Origin of the sequence: Amycolatopsis sp. lyj-90, assembly GCF_046549035.1 — a bacterium.
Classification (GTDB): Bacteria; Actinomycetota; Actinomycetes; order Mycobacteriales; family Pseudonocardiaceae; genus Amycolatopsis.
The window spans coordinates 399,465-414,747 of sequence record NZ_JAJPWP010000002.1 but is presented as its reverse complement, the minus strand read 5'-3'; the positions used below and the strand labels follow the sequence as shown (position 1 = coordinate 414,747).

Annotated in this window: 18 protein-coding genes; 8 read left to right on the top strand and 10 right to left on the bottom strand. The window is 69.8% G+C overall.

Going from position 1 to position 15,283, the window contains the following annotated elements; translation table 11 throughout:
- Positions 1-10: 10 nt before the first annotated feature.
- A complete protein-coding gene (locus ACLJPX_RS07590) occupies positions 11-229 on the top strand; it encodes an isocitrate/isopropylmalate family dehydrogenase (protein WP_410600018.1) in 219 nt (72 codons plus the stop codon).
- A gap of 67 nt (positions 230-296) precedes the next feature.
- Here ACLJPX_RS07590 and ACLJPX_RS07585 read toward each other — a convergent pair whose 3' ends face one another.
- From ACLJPX_RS07585 to ACLJPX_RS07575, 3 genes are all read right to left on the bottom strand, one after another.
- Positions 297-1,544: a DUF222 domain-containing protein gene (locus ACLJPX_RS07585; RefSeq protein ID WP_410599391.1), complete on the bottom strand. Its 1,248-nt coding sequence runs from the start codon at positions 1,542-1,544 to the stop codon at positions 297-299.
- A gap of 196 nt (positions 1,545-1,740) precedes the next feature.
- Positions 1,741-2,169, bottom strand: coding sequence for a pyridoxamine 5'-phosphate oxidase family protein (locus ACLJPX_RS07580; RefSeq protein WP_410599390.1), 429 nt, complete (start codon positions 2,167-2,169; stop codon positions 1,741-1,743).
- A 26-nt stretch (positions 2,170-2,195) separates the two neighbouring features.
- A complete protein-coding gene (locus tag ACLJPX_RS07575) occupies positions 2,196-3,020 on the bottom strand; it encodes an arylamine N-acetyltransferase family protein (RefSeq protein ID WP_410599389.1) in 825 nt (274 codons plus the stop codon).
- A 75-nt stretch (positions 3,021-3,095) separates the two neighbouring features.
- Here ACLJPX_RS07575 and ACLJPX_RS07570 point away from each other — a divergent pair, with 75 nt between their 5' ends.
- Positions 3,096-3,689 (top strand): TetR/AcrR family transcriptional regulator, encoded by a 594-nt coding sequence (locus tag ACLJPX_RS07570; protein ID WP_101609019.1) that lies wholly within the window; start codon positions 3,096-3,098, stop codon positions 3,687-3,689.
- Positions 3,690-3,701: 12 nt separating this feature from the next.
- On the opposite strand, the gene ACLJPX_RS07565 is transcribed toward ACLJPX_RS07570, so the two are convergent.
- Both ACLJPX_RS07565 and ACLJPX_RS07560 read right to left on the bottom strand, forming a co-directional pair.
- Positions 3,702-4,763, bottom strand: a complete 1,062-nt coding sequence (locus ACLJPX_RS07565; protein WP_410599388.1) for a hypothetical protein — start codon at positions 4,761-4,763, stop codon at positions 3,702-3,704.
- 107 nt (positions 4,764-4,870) lie between these two features.
- Complete coding sequence (locus ACLJPX_RS07560) at positions 4,871-5,827, bottom strand: zinc-dependent alcohol dehydrogenase family protein (protein ID WP_410599387.1); 957 nt, start codon at positions 5,825-5,827, stop codon at positions 4,871-4,873.
- A 78-nt stretch (positions 5,828-5,905) separates the two neighbouring features.
- On the opposite strand from ACLJPX_RS07560, the gene ACLJPX_RS07555 reads away from it, so the two are divergent.
- Positions 5,906-6,580: a TetR/AcrR family transcriptional regulator gene (locus tag ACLJPX_RS07555; protein WP_410599386.1), complete on the top strand. Its 675-nt coding sequence runs from the start codon at positions 5,906-5,908 to the stop codon at positions 6,578-6,580.
- Here the strand turns inward: ACLJPX_RS07555 and ACLJPX_RS07550 are convergent.
- Entirely contained in the window at positions 6,546-7,187 is a 642-nt protein-coding gene (locus ACLJPX_RS07550) for a TetR/AcrR family transcriptional regulator (protein ID WP_410599385.1), read from the bottom strand. The genes ACLJPX_RS07555 and ACLJPX_RS07550 overlap by 35 nt on opposite strands.
- A 62-nt stretch (positions 7,188-7,249) precedes the next feature.
- Here ACLJPX_RS07550 and ACLJPX_RS07545 point away from each other — a divergent pair, with 62 nt between their 5' ends.
- From ACLJPX_RS07545 to ACLJPX_RS07535, 3 genes are all read left to right on the top strand, one after another.
- The gene (locus ACLJPX_RS07545; RefSeq protein ID WP_410599384.1) at positions 7,250-7,612 is read left to right on the top strand and encodes a nitroreductase/quinone reductase family protein; all 363 of its coding nucleotides are present in this window, start codon (positions 7,250-7,252) and stop codon (positions 7,610-7,612) included.
- A 99-nt stretch (positions 7,613-7,711) separates the two neighbouring features.
- Positions 7,712-8,881, top strand: a complete 1,170-nt coding sequence (locus ACLJPX_RS07540) for a serine hydrolase domain-containing protein (protein ID WP_410599383.1) — start codon at positions 7,712-7,714, stop codon at positions 8,879-8,881.
- Between the two features lie 30 nt (positions 8,882-8,911).
- Entirely contained in the window at positions 8,912-9,730 is an 819-nt protein-coding gene (locus tag ACLJPX_RS07535) for a hypothetical protein (RefSeq protein ID WP_410599382.1), read from the top strand.
- 3 nt (positions 9,731-9,733) lie between these two features.
- Here ACLJPX_RS07535 and ACLJPX_RS07530 read toward each other — a convergent pair whose 3' ends face one another.
- Complete coding sequence (locus tag ACLJPX_RS07530; RefSeq protein ID WP_410599381.1) at positions 9,734-10,648, bottom strand: LysR family transcriptional regulator; 915 nt, start codon at positions 10,646-10,648, stop codon at positions 9,734-9,736.
- A 72-nt stretch (positions 10,649-10,720) separates the two neighbouring features.
- Between ACLJPX_RS07530 and ACLJPX_RS07525 the strand changes: the two genes are divergently transcribed.
- Positions 10,721-11,689, top strand: a complete 969-nt coding sequence (locus ACLJPX_RS07525; RefSeq protein ID WP_410599380.1) for a DMT family transporter — start codon at positions 10,721-10,723, stop codon at positions 11,687-11,689.
- On the opposite strand, the gene ACLJPX_RS07520 is transcribed toward ACLJPX_RS07525, so the two are convergent.
- Entirely contained in the window at positions 11,603-12,082 is a 480-nt protein-coding gene (locus ACLJPX_RS07520) for a universal stress protein (RefSeq protein WP_410599379.1), read from the bottom strand. The genes ACLJPX_RS07525 and ACLJPX_RS07520 overlap by 87 nt on opposite strands.
- Positions 12,079-13,656 carry an MDR family MFS transporter gene (locus tag ACLJPX_RS07515; protein WP_410599378.1) on the bottom strand — a complete coding sequence of 526 codons (1,578 nt, stop codon included), beginning with the start codon at positions 13,654-13,656 and terminating at the stop codon, positions 12,079-12,081. The genes ACLJPX_RS07520 and ACLJPX_RS07515 overlap by 4 nt, the downstream gene beginning before the upstream one ends.
- Before the next feature lie 87 nt (positions 13,657-13,743).
- Here ACLJPX_RS07515 and ACLJPX_RS07510 point away from each other — a divergent pair, with 87 nt between their 5' ends.
- Entirely contained in the window at positions 13,744-14,325 is a 582-nt protein-coding gene (locus ACLJPX_RS07510; RefSeq protein WP_410599377.1) for a TetR/AcrR family transcriptional regulator, read from the top strand.
- Here ACLJPX_RS07510 and ACLJPX_RS07505 read toward each other — a convergent pair.
- Complete coding sequence (locus ACLJPX_RS07505) at positions 14,313-15,203, bottom strand: LysR family transcriptional regulator (protein WP_410599376.1); 891 nt, start codon at positions 15,201-15,203, stop codon at positions 14,313-14,315. The genes ACLJPX_RS07510 and ACLJPX_RS07505 overlap by 13 nt on opposite strands.
- Positions 15,204-15,283: the final 80 nt, after the last annotated feature.

Here is a 15,283-nt window from a genome sequence, read left to right as displayed (position 1 = left end):
CGAGCGGGACATCGCCGGGCAGGGCAAAGCCAACCCGCTGGGCGCCTTGTGGTCCGCGGCCATGATGCTCGACCACCTGGGACACCCCGAGGCGAGCGAGGAACTGCTGGCCGCCGCTTTCGGCGCGCTTGCCGACGGCGTCAGTACCGCCGACCTCGGCGGGACCGCGGACACCGCCGGGTACACGCGCGCGGTGCTGGACCGGGTCGGCGGACATGGTCGTGGCTAGGACTGCTCTTTCGACCTGCGGGCATGCCGAGGGGCCCGTCGCCGGTGTGGCTGGCGGGCTCCTCGGGTCACACAGTGCAGTTGCGTCGGGGTTTTCGTAGCGGGTCCAAGTACTGGGGTGGGATGAACTCCGGTAGCCCGTCGGCCGCCATGCGGACTTGCCAGTCGCCGTGGTGGATCAGCCGGTGGTGGAAGCCGCACAGCAGCACCAGATTCCGGAGATCTGTCGGCCCGCCGTCTGCCCAGTGGTGAATGTGGTGGGCGTGACAGTTCTTCGGCTTGCGATGACACCCGGGGAACGCGCAGCCCCCGTCCCGGATGTTGAGGGCGCGGCGTTGGCCGGGGGTGACGAATCGTCTCAGTCGTCCCACGTCCAGCGGCTCACCGGCCGCGTTCATCACGACCGGGAGCATCAGGCAGTCGCAGGCCGCCATCCGCGCCTCGCGGGCGGTCATCTTTCCGACGAAGTCCACACACGCCGTGCCCAGACCGGACTTCAGCTCGTCGAGGCCGATGGTGACGTGGATCAGGGTGCGGTAGCCGCTGGTCCCGGGCTGGTCCGGGCACGCGATCGCCAAGTCGAGTAGCTCGGCCCAGGCGTCGCCCTGGCGTTCGGCCTTCGTGCGCAGATCGGCTTGGCCGAACTCGTCCACCGGGCGAGGCTTCGCATGCGCCTCCAACGCTGCCGCGGTCCGGGCCCCGGCCTCGTCATCAAGGAGGCCTTTCAGGTTCCAGTAGCCGTCTTTGCGGCGCTCCAGGGTGACTTCCCGGCGGGGCTGGGCGGGTTCGGGGTCCTTCGGTTCCTTGCCGTCCGGGTCGAGCCAGCCCAGCAGTTGGTCACCGAGATCCGACACCTGCCGTGGGCCCGCCTTTCGGGCGAGATCGGCGAGGGTTGTCTCCGCGTGCTCCCGATCCTCCACCGACACCTCGGCGGGGATCTTCCGCAGGATCTCCACGATCTGCTTGATCCGTTCCTCACCGATCGCACCCTCCGCCGCTGCTGCAGCGGTCGCCGGTGCGAAGGCCGGGATCTCCGTGCCGTCCAAGGCGCGCGTCGGATTCAGATCGACAGCACGCTTCACATACGGCCGGGCTTCACCCTGACTCAGTCCCGCGACATCGGCGAACCACGCCAACGTCGTCCCATAACCGTATAAGTCTTTCGCGCCACGAGAATCAATCTCCGCCAGATACCGCCCCAAACCGGCAGAGGCGACCCGCATCACCTGCAGGAACTGCTGCACGCCGTGGGCAAGCTCCAGCTTGCCAGCGCGCCACAACTCCTGCGGCAACTCGGGAAGGATCGTCTCGGACACCCCACAATAATACCGCAAACCTATCGAACAAGTGTTCGTAATTTTAAGCAACAAGGGAACCGAACAAACGCCACTGAAGGGTGATTACGGCGAGAATGAGTCCGCGTCCGAGTGACGGAATGCGCTGGGGTCGTGAGTGGCGTTTCGGGTTCTAATCCGAAACGCCACTCGCGACCACCTGTACCGACGCCTCACTTCAGTCGGATCGTGGAAGCTCGACTTCCCGCATTTCCGTTGTCTCAGTACGGAAATCGCCGTACCTCGCCCAGTGGAGCGCGACGCGCAGGACGACCACGCCCCCGCCGCCGATCGAGTCCGCGAACTCCGGGAACGCCGCGAGATAGGCGGCCTCGCAGCGCTCGAGTTCCTTTCCGGCCGGAGCGTCGGCGACACCTTCGCATTGCAGAGTCGTGCCGTCCGCGCCGCCGATGACGATCGCGATCCGCCCGTCGCGGCGCAGGTTCGCGACCTTGCGGGAATCCGGTTTCGCGTCGAACACGAGCTCGCCGCGATCGGTCACCGCGAGCGGGAGATAGGCGGCTTGGGGTGCGCCGCCGGGGCCGAGCGTCGACACGACACCCGTCCGCTGCGCGCGCACGTACTCGATCATCTCGCTGTGGTCCATCGCGCCAGGTTAAGGCGGGGCGTCGTTCACCTCCGCGCGGCGTCGGCCTGGATGGCCAGCCAGGCTTCGTGCTGCCCCTCCGTCCTGTCCCAGAGCGCGGCCAGTTCGCCGGTGCCGATGTCCTCCAGCGGGACGCGGAACTCCGTCAGCGCCCCCGCGAATGCGTCCAGGGTGGACAGTGTGCGGCGATCGGTGCCGTCGCGCGTGACCGTGCGCGCGCGGAGGGCCAGTTCGTGACCGTCGCGATGGTGTTGCGCCACAAGCACTCTGGCGAACGGGGAGGCCGGGTCTCTGGTCAGGGCCCGGTCGGCGAATTCGGCGAGTTCGCGGGGCGTGGTGCGGAAATCGCAGGAGGCGATCGTGCCGTTCGGATGATGGTGCACTCGCCAGGTGCCGGTGTCGAGGCGTTCCATCCGGTAGGGCAGTTTTCCTTGCCAGTGCGTGCCTTCCCGTAACGGTAGCGGCTCGAGGAACGCGTCCCCGATGCCGGTGTCGGCGAGCCAGCGCTCGCCGTCGACGTCGATCAGCAGGGCGATGTGGTTGCCCCATTGACCGTCGCCGCGGGTCGCGCGCTGTACCGCGGCTTCCACGATCGTCACGGTGAATCCGGCTGCCCGGAGCAGGAGGGCGAGTGCGCCGTTCATTTCGTAGCAGAGCCCGCCGCGGCCGCGGCGCGTGAACTTGTCGAGCAGTGCGTCCGGGGTGAGCAGGATCGGCCTGCCGAGCTGGATGTCGAGGTTCTCGTAGGGGATCCGCAGCCGCCACGCCCGGTGCAGGTTCCGCAGCGTCGCCAGATCCGGCCGGACAGGTTCGCGGTACTCCAACCGGTCGAGGAACGCGTCGAGCGTCATGCCGCCTCCATTCGTTAGACTGACTCTAAGATTAGAGTAGCTCTAAGTTTGGCTCGGCTCCAGTATGCTGGGCCCATGACCGAACCGGTGGGCTTGCGGGAACGGAAGAAGTGGCGCACCAGGAAGGCGTTGATCGAGACGGCGTACCGGCTCTTCGAGCAGCAGGGCTACGACCGGACGACCACCGCCGAGATCGCCGCGGCCGCCGAGGTGTCCACCGCGACGTTCTTCAATCACTTCGCGACGAAGGAGGACCTTCTCCTCACCGACGACGGCGAGCACATCCTGCGTGCCGGGTTGGACGTGCTCGCGGCGCGAGAGCCGGGTGAGACGGCGGCGGGACTTCTGCGGCGCGCGATGCACCGGATGCTCGCCGAGGCGGGGACCGGGATCCGCGACCCGGCGGCCGAGCCGGAGCGGATCCGGCTGGACCTGATCACGTCGGTGCCGTCGTTGCGCGCGACGATGCTGCAGCGGGCGTTCGACGCTCAGCAGCGGCTTTCGGCCGCGCTGCGCCGGGCCTGCGACGGTGAACTGGACGAGATCGACGCCGCGGCGATCGTCGGCGCCGTTACCGGTGCAGTCTTCGCCGCCGGGCAAACGGCCGTGCGCGAGGGGATTCCACTCGACGACGCGATGCGGCGGGCGATCGATCTCGCGACGGCCTGACGAGCCGCCGGTTCACGAGCGGCGCCAGGCGATCCCGCGATAAGTGGAGCTGCCCGCGGCGAAGCCGTAGCCGATGATGACGGCGCCCACCGCGTTGATGTGCTGGGCCACGATCGCCGTGAGCTCGCGGGGCGACGGGAGCGGGATGGGTGTCGCGTCGGCGTCCCAGCGGACGGGCCGCACCGTTCCCTGGCTCACGGACTCGCCGACGACCGTCCCCGCGTCGTCGAGGTCGAAGCACGTGGTGGCGACGTCCGAGGGCAGGGGCCGGAGCACGGTGGGCCGTCCGTCGCGATCCCATCGCGCGCAGGTGCTTCGCCGGTCCGGTGTCACGCCCCAGCCGATCGCGACGCCGGGCCCGGCGATCCGGACGACCTGTCCCGCGGTGAACTCCGGTTCTCCGGTCAGCAGGACGGTGCCGCCGTCGCGGTTCCACACCACCCCGTCGCCGAGGATGGCGCCGGAATCGGTGATGCCGCAGGCGGTCGCGCGGCGGGGTGGCGGCAGTTTCCCGATCTTGCCCGACGCGGTCCAGCGCACCGCGGTCCGGGCGCCCGTGCCGTCCTTGGCGGATCCGACGACTTCGTCCAGTCCGTTCAGGTCGTGGGCCTGGGTGTCACCGCCGCCGGGCAGGGTGCCGAGTTCCACCGCCTCGCCCCCGGGTTCCCAGCGCAGCGCCCGCCACCGGTAACCCGGCCGCATCGCGTTCCCCAGGATCGATCCGCGTTCGTTCACCCGGCACGCCGTGCCGGAGACCATGCCGGAGGGGAGTTCGAGCACCCGCACCCGGCCGCCGGGTTCCCAGCACACGGGCCGGAGGTTCTCGCCGGTGTAGAGCGCGCCGGCGACGAGGCCCGCGGTGTTGGCGCTGACGGCGCGGCCGCCGGAAAAGCCGTCGAGGATCGGCAACGGCGACGGACGTCCGTCGCCGTCCCAGGACACCGGCCGCGCGCCCGACTCGCCCACGATCATTCCGGCGTCGTTCACGCAGTAGGCACCGGTGCCCTCTCCGGCGGAGAGCGGACGCAGGTCGACCGCCGTGAAGCCGGGTCCCTCGGGTGTCGGATCGGGCACGAGTGCGCAGCCTAGTGCGAAGAACGCTTGCGGTGGCGAAAATTGCACTGACCGGGTGACGCGGGTGTCCTCATCGGATCCGGAGACCGCACTCCACAAAGGACGGGCTACGGCGTCAGCACGATCCTGCCGAACACTTCGCCGTCGTCCATTTTCCGGTGCGCCAGAACGGCTTTCTCCAGCGGCAGCAGCTCGTGCACCACCGGGCGCAGTTCACCGCGGGCCGCGGCTTCGAACTGGGCCGCTCCCACCGCCCGCTGATCGGGACGAGGCACCGTGTCGGCGCTGAGGGCGGAGAACGACAGGGACTTCCGGAACGCCGCGATGAGCTTGGTGCCGAAGTCCGCGGGCGGCATGCCCGCGACGACGCCGACCGCCACCAGGCGGCCGTTCGGTTCGAGCCGGTCGAAGAAGGAAGGCATGTCCACACCGGACACGATGTCGATGATGACGTCGTGCCCCGCGGGACCGTCCCCGTCGCCGGAACGGTCGAGGACGTGGGTCGCGCCCAGTTCGCGCAGACGCTCGCCGCGTTCGGCCGACGACGTCGTGACCGCCACGGCGCTCGCGCCGCCGGCCGCCGCGAGCTGCACCGTCATGATCCCGATGCTGCCCGCCGCCCCGCGCACCAGCACCGACTCGCCGGGGGCGAACCGCGCGCGGGCGAGCGCGAAATGGGCCACCACGCCGGAAGTCCCGAGGGCGACCGCGTCGGTGGTGGCGAGGTTCCCGGGGAGAGGCACGATCCGCTCGACGGGGACGGCCGCGTGCTCGACGTAGCCGCCGCCCTCGCCGGTGAACGCCCAGACGCGCCGCCCGATCCAGGACGGGTCGACGCCGTCGCCCGCCGAGGTGACGGTCCCGGCCACCTCGTTGCCGGGTACATGCCCTTCCCGGAAGCCGAATCCGGAGAGAGTCCCGCTCCGGATCACGGTGTCGACGCCGCCGACGCCGATCGCTTCGACACTGATCAGCACTTCTCCCGCGGCGGGAACCGGGGTGGGGAGGTCGATGACCGCCAGGCCTTCGGGGCCGCCGAACGCCCGGATCTCGACTGCTCGCATTTCGTCTCCTCGTCCTTCGTCTTCGGTCAGGCGGAAAGCTAACGGACGCCCCCGTCCGTTTTCGCTAAAGTGAGAGTGGTGACCAGTCGTTTGCCTCGGATCCCGCGCTCCGACGCCCTGGACAACCGCGACCGCATCCTCGAAGCGGCTCGCGCGCTGTTCGCCACCGAAGGGCTGAACGTGCCGTTGCGGGAGGTCGCGCGCCGTGCCGATGTCGGCCCCGCCACGCTGTATCGCCATTTCCCGACCAAGGAGATCCTGGCGACGGAGGCCTTCTCCGACCAGATGCGCTTGTGTCACCTCGTCGTCGACGAAGGGCTCGCCGACCCGGATCCGTGGCACGGCTTCTGTTCCGTGATCGAGAAGATCTGCGAGCTGCACGCGCGCGACAGGGGTTTCACCGCGGCCTTCGTTTCGGCCTTCCCCAAGGCGATCGACTTCACCACGGACCGCGACTACGCGCTCAAGGCGATCGCCGAACTGGCAGGCCGGGCCAAGGACGCCGGGAATCTGCGGCCCGACTTCGTCCTCGACGACCTGATCCTCATGCTCATGGCCAACAACGGGATCCAGGCCGTTTCGCCCGCCGCGCAGGTCGCGGCGTCCCGGCGGTTCGCGGCGCTGGTGATCCAGGCCTTCCGGGCCGCGCCGGAACAGGTGCCGCTGCCACCGGTGGCGCGCCTGGCTCTCGTGGCGCCGACAGGCATGACCCTCTCGGTCACTTCCGGCGAGCTTCGAGGCCTTCCAGGATGAGATCCAGACCGTAGGCGAACTCGCCCGTGTGGTCGTACTCCGGCCGCCGGGAGTGCTCGACTACCACCTCGGTGAGATAAGGGAACTCGTCCGGAGGCAGCTGTTCGAGAAGGTCGCCCGCCACCTGATCGACGTCGCCGCTCACCGGCAGGTTCGACTCCTGGAGAACGAAGCCCCCGATGTAGCTGTCTATGAGCGAGACGGCGTGCACGGCCATCGGGAGCGTGAATCCCGCTCGCCGCAAAACCCCCAGGACGGCGTCGTGGTGGCGTAGCGTCGCTTTCCCGGGATTGCGGCGGGAGTCCATGAGACCCAGAGCCCAGCTGTGCCGTGACAGAACTTCGCGGGCGGACGAAGCGCGTGCGCGGATCGCCTCGCGCCAGTCGTCGTTTCCGGTGTCGGGCAGTGCGATCGCCGCGAAGACCGCGTCGATGACGCCGTCGAGGATCGCGTCCTTGTTCGGCACGTGGTGGTACAGGGACATGGCCTCCACGCCCAAGTGCTGCGCCACCCGCCGCATCGTCATCGCTTCCACGCCGCCACTGTCCGCGACCTCGATCGCGGCTCGCAGTACGCGTTCCCTGGTGAGCGATCGACGAGGCGGCACATTGACAACCTTACAGGTGTAAGCCAACCTTACGGGCGTAAGGCCATCGAAAGGAGAGTCCGATGCCGTTGCCGAGATGGTGGGGACGCGTCAACAACCGGGTCTTCAACCCGCGCGCGATCGCCGGAGGGAAGTATCCGGTGCTGATCCACGTCGGCCGTACCTCGGGAAAGACCTACCGCACGCCGCTCGACGCGCATCCGGTCGACGGCGGCTATCTGTTCATCCTGGTGTACGGCGCGGATTCGGACTGGGTGCGCAACGCCATGGCGGCACGGGGAGCACGGCTGCGGATCGACGGGCGGGAGGTGGAACTCGCCGCTCCGAGGCTCGTCGGGGAGGACGAGCTCCCCGCGGGGGTGAGTCGCCCGCCGAAGTTGCTCCGTGTCACCGAATTCCTCCGGATGGACCTGGTCTCCGGCTGAACCCTGAGACGACCCTGCCCCGGGTTAGTACCGTGGTGGTAGGCGGCATCGTCCTCACAGCCGATGCCGGGTGCGGCGATGCTTCGTAGTTTTACCGGTATGAAACGAACTTCAGTGGTGATCGCCGCACTTTGCGCGGCTACGCTCGTTTCCCCGGCGGTCGCGTCCGCGACGCCGCAAGCGAAAGACCCGTTGCAGCGGACTCTGCAGCGTGACGCCGACGCTCTCGTGGCGGGCGGTTCTCCGGGTGCCCTGGTGGAAGTGAGCACGGCCAAGGGCAGCGTCAAGGTGCGCAGTGGCCATGGCGATCTGCGCGCCAAGACGCCGGTTCCGTGGAACGCGCACTTCCGGATCGCCAGTTTCAGCAAGACGTTCCTGTCCGCGACGATGCTGCAGCTCGTCGGCGAAGGACGGCTTTCCTTGGAGGACAAAGTCGATCGGTGGCTGCCCGGTGTGGTGAGCGGGAACGGCAACGACGGCCGCGCCATCACCGTCCGGCAACTGCTCCAGCACACCAGCGGTCTGCACGACTACCTGGCGGAGCTCGATCTCTTCACCGAAGAAGGCTTCCTGCGTCATCGGTTCGACAAGCTCAGCGCTTCCGAGGCGGTGAAGCTGGCCGTCGGCAAGCCACCGGAGTTCGCGCCCGGGTCGGGCTGGGGGTACTCCAACACCAACTACGTGCTCGCCGGGATGGTGACCGAGAAGGTGGCCGGGAGGGACTGGCGGAAGGAGATCACCGACCGGCTCATCCGGCCGCTGGACCTGCGGGAAACCTCGCATCCCTACACCTCGCCGTTCCTTCCCACCCCGCACGCGCGTGGCTACGACCGGTTCGTCGAGGAGGGCTCGAACCCGCCGCGGCTCGGACGGCGGGTGGACGTGACGCTGATGAATCCTTCGGCGGGCGGGGGAGCGGACGGTTCGATCAACAGCACCACCGAGGACGGCAACAAGTTCCTCCGGGCGCTGTTGGGCGGCGAGGTGCTCGAACCCGCGCTGCTGGCCGAAATGAAGAAGACCGTGCCCGCGCCGGGACTCGGCGCGTACGGGCTGGGGCTCATGAAGCTGACCGGCTCTTGCGGTGACTACTGGGGTCACGGTGGCGCGCTGCCCGGCTACCTGACGGGCAACGGCGTGACCGAAGACGGCAAGCGCAGCGTGATGGTGTCGCTCAACACCCTCACGCCCTACAACCCCGGTGCCGAACTGCCGGAAGGGAATCCGCTGGACCCCGTGATCGACCACGCCCTCTGCGGTCGCGGCTGACGGGGTGGCCCGTGACGTACGCTGTGCGCCGTGATCGAGTCCATCGTCGCCCCTGATCTGGTGCTGGCTCTGCACGAAGCCGTGCGGCACGGCTCGGCGGCCGAGCGGACCGGCATCCGGCTGACAGCGCGCGGCTGGGCGGTCGGAAGCTGGACCGGCGAGTCCGTGTACCCCGTCGCGCTGACCGGTGCCGATCTGCCGGGCGAGGTGGATTTCGAGGTGGCGAACGCATTGTGCGTCCCGAAGGACACGGGGCGATCCCACTACGGCATCCCGGACGAGCACGGCGATCCCTTCCCCGGCCCGGACGGTGAGGCCGTGTTCGTGACCGGCCGTCTGCCGTGGACCGGGGCATGGTGGTTCGACCCGGCCACGGCGCGACGGGTCGTGCGTGAGGTGCGGTGCGACGAAGGGATGGAGTCTCTCTGGACGACCGCGAGCGCTGCCTATGTAGCCGAACGCGCGGGGGCCGAGGTGGTGTGGACGGAACTGAACGCCGACCAGGCTGTCCGCCGTGTGTACGCGGCGGGCGCCGGGCATGACGAGGACGGCTCGACCGATCTGATCCGCGCGGTCCGGCACGCGCGGGACGCCGTGTCGGCACTGACCGGCGCGATCGCCGACCTGCCGGGGGCGGTCGCGACCGCAGAGACCGCCGCGGCCCTGTCCGGCCTGGTACGCACCACCATGGTCACCGACCTCCGCGCCGCCCGCGCCCGTGCGGCTCGCCAGGTCTACGAGTTCACCGATCGCGACATGGGCCGCGCCGCTCCCTTCCTGCGGTTGGGCCGCAAAGCCGCCGAAAACCTCATCAAGGAAGGGCTCCGGGAAGGCACCGGGGAGGGCTGATCCTCAGCCGCCCCAGGCGCGGGCCGCGTCGACCAGAGCCGTGACGCATTCGGCGACGGCCGGCCGTGTTTCGCCCTGGGGCTGCACGGCGTAGAGCTGCCGGTGCAGCGCGGGTTCGAGTTCGGTGCACACCACGGTCGGCGGCGCGATCGTGATGGCCATGCTCGGCATCAGCGTGACCGCGCCGAGCCCGGCGACGACGGCGAACTGGGTGCCGAAACCGCTGACCGTATGCCGCACCGTCGGCTCGATGCCGCGCTCGCGCAAGGTCTGGCGGAGCCAGGTGTTCGCCAGGGTCGGGCGCGCCCAGGCGACCCAGATCTCGTCCGCGAGGTCTTCGGCGGGAATCGAGTCCGCGCCCGCCAGTGGATGCCCGGCCGGGAGCACGATCATCGCCGAGTCGTCGCGCAGGACGGTCCAGCGCGTGTCCGGCGGCCGGGTGAGCGGCAGGTTCTCCCAGCTCTCGACGACCACGACGTCGAACACACCGTCGGCGAGCGCGGGCAGGGCCACCTCCGGTTCGACCTCGTGCAGCCGGGCCTCGATACCGGGATGGCGGACGGCGAGGCCGGTGAGCGCGGGCGTGATGAACGTGTGCACCCCGGAGGGGATGGCGCCGATCTCGACGACGCCGGTCATCTCGCCGGTGAGCGAGTCCAGATCGGCGCGGGCGGCCCGGAGTTCGGCGAGGACCCGGTCCGAGCGTTGCGCGAGCAGCAATCCTGCCGGGGTGAGCCGGACGCCGCGCCCGTGCCGGACGAGCAGCCGGGTGCCCGCCTCCCGCTCCAGTTTGGTCAGCTGCTGGGAGATCGCCGACGGTGTCACGTGCAGCAGTTCGGCCGCCGCGGCGAGCGAACCCCGCCGCCACACCGCGTGCAGCATCCGCAGCCGCTCCACATTGGACAGATCGCCACTCATTAGCCGAGCTTAACCCTCGCGGTAAGAGGATCTCGCTGGTCCTCCCCGGCGTCGTACGGTCGAATCGAATCCATGCCACGCCAGAGAGTTCTCGCCGATCCGCGCGCACAAGGAGTACTCGGTGCCCTCGCGATCGCCCTGTCCGCCCCGCTCGTCGCGCTGTCCGGCGCGAGTTCGACGACGGCGACGTTCTTCCGTTGCCTGCTGGCGTTGCCGATCCTCGTGCTCCTGGCACGCTCGCGAGAGCGAGGGCACCGCCCCACCCCGGCGGCGCGGCGACGGTACGTGCTGGCCGGTGTCCTGCTCGGGATCGACATGGTGCTGTGGAGCGAGGCGATCCTCTCCGTCGGCGCCGGCGTCGCGACGGCGCTGGTCAACGTCCAGGTCGTCCTCGTTCCCCTGGCCGGGATGCTGTGGTTCGGCGAGCGGCCGTCGCGGTTGTTCTGGCTGTCGATCCCGCTGATGCTGACGGGCACGGCACTGGCCGGGGGACTGGCGGACGGCGGCGCCGCGGGCAGCGATCCCTGGTACGGCACCGTCATGGCGCTGCTGGCGGGTGTGGCCTACGCCGGTTACCTAGTGCTGCTGCGCCGCGCCGGTACCGAGAGCGGCGGCCGGACGACGATGCTCGCCACGGCGACCGCGGCCTCCGCGAGTGTGGGCGGCCTTTCGGGGCTGGTGGCGGGAAATCTCGACGTGACGCCGCCGCCTTCGGCGCTGCTGTGGCTGCTCGTGCTGGCCCTGACCGGGCAGGTGATCGGCTGGCTGCTGATCGGCAAGGCCTTGTCCGCGCTCCCGGCGAGCGGCGGGTCCGCCGTGCTCATGCTGCAACCCGCCGCCGCGATCCTCTTCGGGGCCGCCCTGCTCGGCCAGTGGCCGACCCCGCTACAACTCGCGGGGTGCGCGCTCGTCGTCGTGGTGGTCGGCGCCGTTTCGTTCCTGGGCGGCCGGTCTTCACGGGACCACGAGCACCGGCCAGTGCCCGGTCTTGATGAGCTTCGTCGCGACGGAGCCCGCGAACCGGTGGCCCGCCTTCTGTGAGGCGCCGACCACCACCGTGTCGACCTGGCCGCGGTCGGCGGTGTCGCGGAGCGCGGTGTACGGATCGCCGTAGGTCTTCAGGAAGCTGACCGGCACTTCCAGTTCTTCGGCGGCCTCGCGGATCTGTTCGCGGAGTTCGGCGTACAACTGCAGTGTCGTGTCGTGCTCCACCGTCGCCGCGACAGCCGGTCCGAGGTTCGTCAGCACCGTACGGCTGACGACGAAGGCGACGATCAGCCTGCCGCCCTCGCGCCGGGCCATGCCGAAGGCGAAGGCGGCCGCCCGCATCGCCGTGTCGGAGCCGTCGACCCCGGCCAGGATGGCCCGCCCCGAAGTCCTCCGGGGCGGGCCGAAACGCTCCACAGTGGACTCGAAGGCCCCGGGCGTGCTCATCCCGCGACCGGGTCGGACGCCGGGGAGTCCGACTTCGACTCCAGGTCGATGGTGGTGCGCAGGGTGAGCGGCTTGAGCAGCAGCGCCGCGATCACGCCCACGACGCCGACCGCCGCGGAGATCAGGAAGATGTGCGCGGTCGCGTCGCCGTACACGGTGTGCACGATCGTCTGGACCTCCGGCGGCAGCGCCTTGAGGTTCAGCGCGCTGACGCTTCCCGTCGACGCCTGCCCCGCCGGCACGTGCAGCGCGGTGGACAGGTCGGCGGTGACCCGGTTCGCGAGGACCGCGCCCAGTACCGAGACCCCGATGGTGCCGCCGAGCGACCGGAAGAACGTGACCGAGGCGCTCGCCGCGCCGAGATCCCGCAACGGCACGGTGTTCTGCACGGCGAGGACGAGGTTCTGCATCGTCATGCCGACCCCGATGCCGACGATCGCCATCGCGACGCCGACCAGCCACAGCGGCGAGGCGTGGTCGACCGTGCCCAGCCCGAGGAACCCGATCACCAGGGTGATCGTGCCCGCCACGATGTACGGCTTGATCCGCCCGGTGCGGCTGATCAGGCGCCCGGAGACGGTCGAGGACACGAGCACACCCGCCATCAGCGGGATGGTCAGCAGACCGGCTTCGGTGGGGGAGTAGCCGCGGCCGACCTGGAAGTACTGGCCGAGGAACACCGCGCCGCCGAACATCGCCATGCCGACGGCGAGGCTCGCGACGATCGCCAACGCGGGGGTGCGCTGGGTGATGATGTGCAGCGGGACGACGGGTTCGCGGACCTTCCGTTCCACCATCAGCGCGAGAGCGAGGAGTACGACACCGCCGCCCACCATGAGGGCCGTCTGCCACGAAAGCCAGTCGAAGGTGTTGCCGACGAACGAGACCCAGATCAGCAGGACACTCACGCCCGCGGCGATGAGACCGGCGCCGAGGTAGTCGACGCGCACGTTCTCGCGGCGCACGGTTTCCAGCTTCAGGGTCCGCTGCAGGACGGCGAACGCGAGCACCGCGATCGGGACGCCGACGAAGAAGCACCAGCGCCAGCCCAGCCACGGCACGTCCACGATCAGGCCGCCGAGGAGCGGGCCGCCGACCGTGGCGACCGCCATGACCGCGCCGAGGTAGCCGTTGTAGCGGCCGCGTTCACGCGGCGGGATGATCGCCGCGATCACGACCTGGACCAGCGCCTGCAGGCCGCCGACGCCGATGCCCTGGAACGCGCGGGCGGCGATCAGCTGGCCGGTGTTCTGGCTGAACCCGCTGATCATCGAGCCGATCACGAAGATCACGATCGCGATCTGGACCAGTGTCTTCTTGTTGAACAGGTCGGCGAGTTTGCCCCAGATCGGGGTGGTGGCCGTCGCCGCCAGCAGGGTGGCCGTGACCACCCACGTGTACTGCGTCTGCGTGCCGTTCAGCGAGCCGATGATCAACGGCAGGGCGGTCGACACGACCGTCGAGCTGATCATCGCCACGAGCAGCGCGAGCAGCAGCCCGGACAGCGACTCGAGCACCTGTCGGTGCCCCATCGCGCCGGACGGCGCCGCCACCGTCGTTCCATCGGTCTTCATGGCGTCCTTTCGAGCGTTCGGGGCAATTATTGCCCACTGTGCAAACTTGCACAGTGGGAACTTTATTCCCCTCGCTACGCTGTCCTGGTGGACACCCTCGACACGCTCCGCACCCGCAAGAAGGCGGCGACGCGGCACTCGCTGCACGAGGCCGCCCTGCGCCTGGCGATGGAGCACGGTCTCGACGGGGTGACCGTCGAGGACATCGCCGACGCGGTGGGGGTGTCCCGGCGGACGTTCTCGAACTACTTCGCGAACAAGGAAGACGCGATCCTGCACGCCGACCGGGAGCGGACCGGGCTGCTGGTGTCGCTGGTCGAAGGCAGGCCGCCGGGTGAGAAACCGTGGCCCGCGCTGCGCGCGGCGTGCCGGGAGCTGTACCGGGCGCACCCGGTGCCGGACCGTGAATGGGTGGCGCAGCTACGGCTGCTGCGACGGCACCCGTCACTGCTCGCGCGGCAGGCGGGCGACCAGATCGCCCTCGAACGCGACCTGATCGCGGTGCTGCTCGCCAGGGGACACGGCCTCGACCAGGAGTTGGCCCGGCTCACGGCGGCGACGTTCCTCGCCACGCTGCGGACCGGGAACGTGCTGTGGCTGGAAGGCCCGGACGATCAGCCGCTTCCCGACGTCGTGGACCGGGTGCTGAGCCGCGTTCAGCTCCGGTGACCGAGCGCGAAGGCCGTCGACACCACCGTGGTCGCCGCGCGGACGAAGGCGGCGACGGCCGGTGAGCGGGAGTCCTGCGGCCACATCACGGTGAGGGTCGTGGGCTCCAGATCGTCGACGGCCAGGTACGCGATGCCCGGCCTGCGGTAGCGATCCGCCACCGAAACGGCCATGAAACAGACGATGCTGCCCAGTTCGACCAGTTTGAGGATCTGCGTCAGATCCGAGACGGGACCGTGGGGCACCACGGAGGCGGGCGGACCGGTCGAGGGGCCCTCGTCGGCGGGGGCGCCGTCGGGCAGGATCCGGCCGGCCAGATCCGCGAGGGTCAGCCGCGACCTGGCCGCCAGCGGGTCGTTCGCCGCCAGTGCCACCAGCCGGGGTTCGGTCAGCAACGGCTCGAAGTCCAGGCGTCGCGCGTCGAACGGGCTGGGGACGAGCGCCACGTCCGCCCGCCCGTCGCGGAGCTGCCGCGGCTGCTCGCCCCGGCCGCCGAGGATCAGTTCGATCGGCAGCGCGCCTTCCTCGGCCTCGTAGGCCTCGATGATCTTCGGCAGGCACCCGGCGTCGTGGTCGGCCTTCAGCGCCAGCCGCAACCGGGGATCGGGGCGGCCCGCCTGCCTCGCCCGCCGGTCCGCCGCGGCGACCGCCTCGAGCGCGGTCCTGGCGTCCCGCAGGAGCACCTCGCCCGCGTTCGTCAGCGTGACCTGGCGGGTGGTGCGTTCGAACAACCGGACGTCCAGCCGTCGCTCCAGATCCCGGATCGCCCTGGACAGCGGCGGTTGCGCCATCGCGAGCCGCTCGGCCGCCCGTCCGAAGTGGAGCTCCTCCGCGACCGCCACGAAGTACCTGAGCTGCCGCGTCTCCAGATCACTCATATCCCCAGGGTATCAATGGCGACCAGGCCGGTCCTTCAGCTCGGCGGCTTTCGCGCCTTGACTGGGGATGTCGAAAATCC